Genomic DNA, 8,512 nt, shown 5'->3' on the forward strand with positions numbered 1-8,512 from the left:
TACAGAGGTAAGATGTTCTATCTTTCAGACCTTTTACTTCACGTAATCGGATTTGGCTGAATATTTTAGCCGCCCCAGTCAGTAATGACTGGGGCGTTTTTTATTGGGCGAAAGAAAAGTTTTCGTCACGATAAAATTAAAGGATATTGAGTTAAATCAGTGGGATGTGGCGAGCCCGGAACAGGGCGCAGCGCGCCGCTATCCGGGATAAATGCGGGGGTTACTCTTCTGCTGCCTCGACTTCTTCCTGTGGAGGAATGTCGTTAAACCAGCTATCCAGCTTCTGGCGCAGCTTATCGACACCCTGCTTTTTCAGTGAAGAAAAGGCTTCAACCTGCACGTCGCCGTTAAAGGCCAGCGCCGCTTCACGAACCTGGTTTAGCTGCGCTTTGCGCGCGCCGCTTGCCAGCTTATCCGCCTTCGTCAGCAGTACCAGTACCGGAATCTCACTCGCGACAGCCCATTCGATCATCTGCTGGTCGAGATCCTTCAGCGGATGACGGATATCCATCAGTACCACTAATCCTTTCAAACACAGACGCTTCTCCAGGTATTCACCCAGCGCACGCTGCCATTTGATTTTCATCTCTTCCGGAACCTGCGCGTAGCCATAGCCCGGCAGGTCGACCAGACGTTTGCCATCGGCGACTTCAAACAGGTTAATCAGCTGAGTACGGCCGGGCGTTTTTGAAGTACGTGCCAGGCTTTTCTGGTTGGTCAGCGTATTCAGGGCGCTGGATTTCCCCGCGTTAGAACGGCCAGCAAATGCCACTTCGATTCCGGTATCGGAAGGTAAGTGGCGGATATCAGGCGCACTGGTCACAAAGTGCGTCTGTTGATAATTCCAGTTAGTCAAAACGGTCATCTCCGTTAAATAAGGCAATGTGGGCGATTATACCCGATCGGCAAAAAAAGACTGGTTTTCCTCGTTGAGCATCGACTGTAAGACGATGCCCCTTCGTTTGTAAGACATTTGCCATTGCTACTATGCGAAATTTAGGAGAAAACGGAGGCGACATAATATTCAAACTATTTGGAATCATATAGTTAATGTTGGGCAATATTCTGAATTGTTCATCTTCCACCGTTTCGTTGCTTGTTAGTTTAATCCAACAAGGTAAAGTAGCACGCATCGGCAAGGGAGCCGGAAGGAATTCAGACTCAGGATGAGCGGTCAGGAACGCCAGGAGGCGAAGACCGAAGGAATTAGCCAGGAAGGCGAACGTCTGGAGACGTTGAACACGGATAAGGACCATAACAGGGACTGTTATAGAGCTAACGGATAGACAGGGCGCGTTGAGAGCCAACATGGAATGTATAACCCGTAGAGGGTTGTGAGTCAGGAAAAAAGGCGACAGATTACTCTGTCGCCTTTTTTCTTTGTTTGCTTTCTGCTAGATTCCGGCTCAATTCTATACTGAATAAAACGGCTTAAAGACATACATCATGAAAAAACCAACCTCTGCACCGCGCAGTAAAGCTCCGGGCAAACAGCGCCGTAAAACGCGCGAAGAACTGGACCTGGAAGCTCGCGAACGTAAAAACGATAAAAAGCACCGTGGTAACGCGGCAGGTAGCCGTGCGACTGGCTCTAACGGTGCATCCGGCTCCAATAAGCAAAAGCAGCAAAAAGATCCTCGTATTGGCAGTAAAAAACCAATTGCGCTGGGCGTTACTGACGCACCGGTCATTAAACAGCCCAAACCGAAGAGCGAGAAACCTATGCTTTCACCGCAGGCCGAGCTGGATATGCTGGAGAGTGATGAGCGCCTGGATGCGCTGCTGGAACGTCTGGAAAATGACGAAACCCTGACTGCTGAAGAGCAGAAATGGGTCGACGCTAAACTGGATCGCATCGATGAACTGATGCAGCAACTCGGCCTCTCTTACGATGATGACGAAGAAGAAGAGGAAGAAGAGGGCAAGGAAGACATGATGCGTCTGCTGAGAGGCGGAAACTAACGTTTGCACCCGATTGGCTTGCCAGTCCTGCTTATAACCCTTTTGGTTGTATGTTATCTGGTGTGGTTATTCGTTAAACTACGACGGTTGTCGCGGCGTCAAAAGTGGCTGCGCAACCGGCTGTTGCTCCGAAATGGAGCCAGACCGGCACGCCGTCGTCGTTCTCGACACCATCGGAAGGAGTGAGCATGTCTGAGCAGTTAATCGACTGGGATCTGGCCCTGATCCAGAAATATAACTATTCCGGGCCGCGCTATACCTCGTATCCCACCGCACTGGAATTCTCTGACGCCTTTGGCGAGCCTGAGTTTCACCACGCCGTCGCGCGTTACCCTGAGCGTCCGCTGTCGCTGTACGTGCATATTCCGTTCTGCCACAAGCTCTGCTATTTCTGCGGCTGCAATAAAATCGTCACCCGCCAGCAGCATAAAGCTGACCAATATCTTGATGTGCTGGAGCAGGAAATCCGCCAGCGCGCGCCGCTGTTTACCGGCCGTCACGTCAGCCAGCTTCACTGGGGCGGCGGTACGCCAACCTATCTGAACAAGGCGCAAATTAGCCGCCTGATGACGCTGCTGCGCGAGCATTTTCACTTTGATGCCGATGCTGAAATCTCTATTGAAGTTGACCCGCGCGAAATTGAGCTGGACGTTATCGACCACCTGCGCGCCGAGGGCTTTAACCGCCTGAGCATGGGCGTACAGGACTTCAACAAAGAAGTGCAGCGGCTGGTGAACCGTGAGCAGGATGAAGACTTTATCTTTGCGCTGCTCAACCACGCGCGCGAAATTGGCTTCACCTCGACCAATATCGACCTTATCTACGGCCTGCCGAAGCAAACGCCGGAGAGCTTTGCCTTCACGCTGCAGCGCGTCGCTGAGCTGAATCCCGACCGTTTAAGCGTGTTTAACTACGCGCACCTGCCGACGCTGTTCGCCGCGCAGCGCAAAATCAAAGATGCCGACCTGCCGTCGGCACAGCAAAAGCTGGATATTTTGCAGGAAACCATCGGCTCTCTGACGCAGGCAGGCTACCAGTTTATCGGTATGGACCACTTTGCTCGTCCGGATAACGAACTGGCCGTGGCCCAGCGTGAAGGCGTGTTGCATCGCAATTTCCAGGGGTATACCACTCAGGGTGATACCGACCTGCTGGGTATGGGCGTATCGGCGATCAGCATGATTGGCGACTGCTACGCGCAGAACCAAAAAGAGCTGAAACTCTATTATCAGCAGGTTGCCGAGCAGGGTAATGCGCTGTGGCGTGGCATCGCGTTAACCCGCGATGACTGTATTCGTCGCGATGTGATCAAAGCGCTTATCTGTAACTTTAGCCTCGATTTCGCGGCGATAGAAACGCTGTGGGCGCTGAAATTCAGCGACTACTTTGCCGAAGACCTGAAACTTCTGGCACCGCTGGCGCAGGATGGGCTGGTGGATGTCGATGATAAAGGGATTAAGGTGACGGCGAAGGGTCGCCTGTTAATTCGTAATATCTGTATGTGCTTTGATGCCTATCTGCGGCAGAAAGCGCGGATGCAGCAGTTCTCGCGGGTGATTTAGCGTTGATATTGCCCGGCGGCGCTACGCTTACCGGGCCTATTGGCCGGATAAGCGCAAGCGCCATCCGGCTTAGCTAAACAGCCCAACCAGCGCGGCACACAGCACGGCAGCAACGGCCGTCTGTGGTGAATGACCGGCGGCGCCGCTTGAAGCCAAATTAATCAATGATTCAAACATTATCGTCCCCTCGAATTTGCGGGCTGAATAATACTGAACTCATCGGAACAGTAAAGTATAAAATTGCAGCAATTTGCGCGAATCGAGCAATATTTACACTTCACGTTGGCCTTACTCCATTCCTAACTCTTTCAGCTTACGCGTCAGGGTATTGCGACCCCAGCCCAGCAGGCGAGCCGCTTCCTGTTTGTGTCCCTGCGTGTAGCGCAGCGCGGTGGTCAGCAGCGTACGCTCCATCTCCGGCTGTGCTTCGGAAAGCAGGTTTTGATGACCGGATCGCAGTGCGCGGTCGGCCCATTGCGCCAGCAGCGTTGCCCAGCTATCCGGCAGCGAGGTTGCCGTGGTGCTGTCCGGCATGCTGGCTTCAAACAGCTCGCTCGGAAGGTCCTGAATCAGCACCTCTTGCCCGGCGGCCATCACCGTGAGCCAGCGGCAGGTGTTTTCCAGTTGGCGCACGTTGCCCGGCCAGGCCAGACGCGTTAACGCCGCTTCGGTTTCCGGGTGCAGCAGCTTGGCTTCAACGCCCAGCTCGCGCGCGGCAACCTGCAAGAAGTGGTGCGCCAGGCGCGGAATATCTTCCCGACGCTCGCGCAGCGGCGGAAGATGGACGCGAATGACGTTCAGACGGTGGAATAAGTCTTCGCGGAATTTGCCTTCCTGAACGCGTTGTTCGAGGTTCTGGTGCGTTGCCGCAATGATGCGTACGTCGACCTTCACCGGAGCATAGCCGCCCACGCGGTAAAACTGGCCGTCGGCCAGTACGCGAAGCAGGCGGGTCTGGACGTCCATCGGCATATCGCCGATTTCATCGAGGAACAGCGTGCCGCCGTCGGCCTGCTCAAATCGGCCCTGACGAACGGTATTGGCACCGGTAAACGCCCCTTTCTCATGACCAAACAGCTCGGACTCAATCAGGTCTTTTGGAATGGCCGCCATGTTGAGCGCGATAAACGGCGCTTTGACGCGAGGACTATGGCGATGCAGCGCATGGGCAACCAGCTCTTTACCGGTACCGGACTCGCCGTTAATCAGCACGCTGATAGACGACCGTGAGAGACGACCAATAATACGGAACACATCCTGCATCGCTGGCGCTTCACCAATGATATCGGTGGTCGGGTCATTGACCTGCACGTTGCGCGGCTGCTGCTGCTCCTGGTAATGGCTAATCGCCCGCTCTACCAGTGCCACGGCCTCATCGATATCAAACGGTTTTGGCAGATAATCAAAAGCACCTTGTTGATAGGCACTAACGGCGGCATCCAGGTCCGAGTGCGCCGTCATTATGATGACCGGAAGCATCGGATGGCGCTGCTTGATTTGTGTTAACAGCGCCAGGCCGTCCATACCGGGCATGCGGATATCGGACATCAGCACGTCAGGCGTTTTGGTAGCCAGCGCATCCAGCACCTCTTTTCCGCCTTCAAACGTGGTGCAGGTTAACCCTGCGCCGGTGAGCGCGCGTTCAAGCACCCAACGGATGGAGCTATCGTCATCAACGACCCAGACTATCCCTCGTTGCATAAACACACCTTATTTTTTGATTGGCAGGAAAACCGAGAACTCGGTATGGCCTGGCCAACTGGTAAATTCAATTTTGCCGGAGTGCTGATCGATAAGGCTGCGCGCTATCGACAGACCCAGCCCGGTGCCGCCTTCGCGGCCGCTGACCATTGGGTAAAACAGCGTATCCTGCAAATGTGATGGAATACCGGGGCCGTTATCTTCGACATCAATTCTGGCGGCCAGCCGATAACGCACGCCGTGCAGCGTTAACTGGAATGCGGTGCGGGTGCGCAGGACAATTTCGCCCCCTTCCGGGCCAAGCGCCTGCAGCGCATTTCGCACGATATTCAGCAGAACTTGCTCGATTTGGTCTGGATCGTGCGGGAGTTCCGGCAAACTTGGGTCGTAATCACGCACCAGCGTGACGTTCTCCGGCAGTTCCATAGAGACCAGCTTGACGACGCGCTCTGCCACTTTATGAATGCTCTCGGTGATATGCGTACCGGGATGCTGTGGGCCAAGCAGGCGGTCGACCAGATTACGCAGGCGGTCGGCCTGTTCAATGATGACGTTGGTGTACTCGGTCAACGCCGGGTCAGGCAGTGCCTTACTGAGTAGCTGTGCAGCGCCGCGTAAGCCACCCAGTGGGTTTTTAATCTCATGGGCGAGCCCTCGTACCAGATCGCGCGCCGCGATTTGCTGAGCGTGCTGGAGCTGCTCCTGGCTGAGGCGGCGTTGGTTATCCATTGGCGCCATTTCCAGCAGAATAAAACCGTCTGGCAAACGCTGTGCGGTTAGCGAAAGAATATGCGAGCGTCCGTCAATCACCAGCGTCACTTCGTTATCGGTAAACCCCTGGCCCGTTTGCAGGCTCTCCTGCATCAAGCCAATGTTCAGCGAGAAATAGCTTAGAAGCTCGGGTAAAGGCGTACCAAAGAGTTTGCGCGCGCTCTGCGCCAGCAGCTGCTGTGCAGCAGGGTTCGCATAGTGAACGGCCAGGTCATCATCGACCAGTAAAATGCTGTTGATTAACGAATTAAGGATCTGCCCAGCATCGGGCAGTGCGCCTGTTGCCATTTAGCAGTCTCCTGAAAAGGCTTGCACTATTTTAGTGCAGTATAGCTTTTTACGGGTAAAAAGCGCGAGATATCAGGTTGTTGGTGGAGAAAAAAGCCCATCCTGAGATGGGCTGAAAGTTTCCACGGCAACTTAATTCCAGGGAGTGCGCCAGAACCCAAGGGCAATGGCGCCGCTACAGCTGGAAAGTACAACTCAAAATACGATTAGACGCTGTAGTACAGTTCGAACTCAACCGGGTGCGGAGTCATACGTACGCGGTCGTTTTCTTCGGTGCGCAGCGTGATGTAAGCGTCGATAGCTTCATCAGTGAACACGCCACCTGCAGTCAGGAACTCGCGGTCAGCATCGAGAGCCTGCAGCGCTTCTTCCAGAGAGCCAGCAACCTGTGGGATCTCTTTCGCTTCTTCTGGCGGCAGGTCGTACAGGTTTTTGTCCATGGCTTCGCCAGGGTGGATTTTGTTCTTGATGCCGTCAAGGCCTGCCATCAGCAGTGCTGCGAAGCACAGGTATGGGTTAGCTGCTGGGTCCGGGAAGCGCACTTCGATACGACGCGCTTTCGGAGAAGCAACAACCGGGATACGGATGGATGCAGAACGGTTACGGGCAGAGTAAGCCAGCATTACCGGTGCTTCATAACCTGGGACCAGACGCTTGTAGGAGTTGGTGGTCGGGTTAGCCAGGGCGTTGATAGCTTTAGCGTGTTTGATAACACCGCCGATGTAGTGCAGTGCTTGCTCGGACAGGCCAGCATATTTGTCGCCGGAGAACAGGTTTACGCCGTTCTTGGACAGGGACATGTGGCAGTGCATGCCGGAACCGTTATCGCCAAACATTGGTTTTGGCATAAAGGTCGCGGTTTTACCGAAGCGGTGAGCGACGTTGTGCACAACATATTTGTAGATCTGAATTTCGTCCGCTTTCTTGGTCATGGTGTTGAAGCGGGTTGCGATTTCGTTCTGGCCAGCAGTCGCAACTTCGTGGTGATGCGCTTCAACAACCAGGCCCATCTCTTCCATGATCAGACACATGGTAGAACGGATGTCCTGTGAGGAATCAACCGGAGGAACTGGGAAGTAACCGCCTTTAACGCCTGGACGGTGACCTTTGTTACCACCTTCGTATTTGGTGGAGGAGTTCCATGCGCCTTCGATGTCATCGATAGCCACGTGAGAACCGGAGATGGATGCGCCGAAGCGGATGTCATCAAACAGGAAGAATTCTGGCTCTGGCCCGAACAGAACGGTGTCTGCGATGCCGGTAGCGCGCAGGTACTCTTCAGCGCGTTTAGCGATGGAGCGCGGGTCACGGTCGTAGCCCTGCAGGGTACCTGGTTCCAGGATGTCACAACGGATAATCAGGGTAGACTCTTCAAAGAACGGGTCGATGAGAGCGGTAGATGCGTCTGGCATCAGAACCATGTCGGATTCGTTAATGCCTTTCCAGCCACCGATAGAGGAGCCGTCAAACATTTTGCCTTCTTCGAAGAATTCGGCATTTACCTGGTGCGCAGGAATAGTGACGTGCTGTTCTTTACCTTTGGTATCGGTGAAGCGCAGATCGACAAACTTCACTTCGTGCTCATTCAGCATCGTCAAAACGTGTTCAGCGGACATACTTAACATCTCCCGGATTTATCATTGTCGTCGTGGTAACGAGGTCTTCAATCACTGCTTAAAGTGGCGTTGTTGCCTTGAAATATACAAAGCGAAATCTGTGCCAACTTTTAAATCACCCCCAAAAGGCGTTATCATGCGCACCATAGTGCAAAAGGGCTGCACCACGATAGCGTCTTTGCACCATTATAGTGCTTATCATGAAGCGATGAGCACCATATTGGTGCAAATTGTGTCCAGGTGCCCTTTTTATGCTCCGTGAAAGCGATCACAAAGAAACTCTGCAATACTTGTTTGCGGAGGATCTCTGTGATCCTGTTTTGTAGTGCGATTAATCCGTGTACAATAACGCGCTATTTCTAATGCCCGAGGCAAAGTTGTGATCGAAAATTTGCGTAACATCGCCATCATCGCGCACGTTGACCATGGTAAAACTACCCTGGTTGATAAGCTGCTGCAGCAATCCGGTACGTTTGATGCACGTGCTGAAACTCAAGAACGTGTGATGGACTCCAACGATTTGGAGAAAGAGCGTGGGATTACCATCCTCGCGAAAAACACCGCAATCAAATGGAATGATTACCGTATCAACATCGTTGATACCCCAGGGCA

The 8,512-nt window shown here is 53.5% G+C and carries 8 protein-coding genes; 3 read left to right on the plus strand and 5 right to left on the minus strand.

Translation table 11 applies throughout. The features are described 5' to 3' along the window. Nucleotides 1-220: 220 nt before the first annotated feature. Nucleotides 221-856 (minus strand): ribosome biogenesis GTP-binding protein YihA/YsxC, encoded by a 636-nt coding sequence (gene yihA, locus RDN66_RS18830; RefSeq protein ID WP_035892382.1) that lies wholly within the window; start codon nt 854-856, stop codon nt 221-223. A 590-nt stretch (nt 857-1,446) separates the two neighbouring features. Between yihA and yihI the strand changes: the two genes are divergently transcribed. After that, nucleotides 1,447-1,962 carry a Der GTPase-activating protein YihI gene (gene yihI, locus RDN66_RS18835; protein ID WP_202216879.1) on the plus strand — a complete coding sequence of 172 codons (516 nt, stop codon included), beginning with the start codon at nt 1,447-1,449 and terminating at the stop codon, nt 1,960-1,962. Nucleotides 1,963-2,150: 188 nt separating this feature from the next. Beyond that, nucleotides 2,151-3,524 (plus strand): oxygen-independent coproporphyrinogen III oxidase, encoded by a 1,374-nt coding sequence (gene hemN, locus RDN66_RS18840; RefSeq protein WP_202216878.1) that lies wholly within the window; start codon nt 2,151-2,153, stop codon nt 3,522-3,524. A 69-nt stretch (nt 3,525-3,593) separates the two neighbouring features. Here the strand turns inward: hemN and RDN66_RS18845 are convergent, their stop codons facing one another. From RDN66_RS18845 to glnA, 4 genes are all read right to left on the minus strand, one after another. Continuing rightward, nucleotides 3,594-3,701, minus strand: a complete 108-nt coding sequence (locus RDN66_RS18845; protein ID WP_147281518.1) for a YshB family small membrane protein — start codon at nt 3,699-3,701, stop codon at nt 3,594-3,596. Nucleotides 3,702-3,812: 111 nt separating this feature from the next. Then, a complete protein-coding gene (glnG, locus tag RDN66_RS18850; RefSeq protein ID WP_035892305.1) occupies nt 3,813-5,225 on the minus strand; it encodes a nitrogen regulation protein NR(I) in 1,413 nt (470 codons plus the stop codon). A 9-nt stretch (nt 5,226-5,234) separates the two neighbouring features. Further along, nucleotides 5,235-6,284 (minus strand): nitrogen regulation protein NR(II), encoded by a 1,050-nt coding sequence (gene glnL / locus RDN66_RS18855; protein ID WP_035892306.1) that lies wholly within the window; start codon nt 6,282-6,284, stop codon nt 5,235-5,237. Nucleotides 6,285-6,490: 206 nt separating this feature from the next. After that, nucleotides 6,491-7,900: a glutamate--ammonia ligase gene (gene glnA, locus RDN66_RS18860; RefSeq protein ID WP_035892307.1), complete on the minus strand. Its 1,410-nt coding sequence runs from the start codon at nt 7,898-7,900 to the stop codon at nt 6,491-6,493. A 379-nt stretch (nt 7,901-8,279) separates the two neighbouring features. Between glnA and RDN66_RS18865 the strand changes: the two genes are divergently transcribed. Then, a partial coding sequence (locus tag RDN66_RS18865) for a GTP-binding protein (RefSeq protein WP_308538110.1) occupies nt 8,280-8,512 on the plus strand: 233 nt, incomplete at its 3' end.

The sequence above is a fragment of the uncultured Kluyvera sp. genome (assembly GCF_902485085.1).
In the GTDB taxonomy this organism is placed as follows: Bacteria; Pseudomonadota; Gammaproteobacteria; order Enterobacterales; family Enterobacteriaceae; genus Kluyvera; species Kluyvera ascorbata.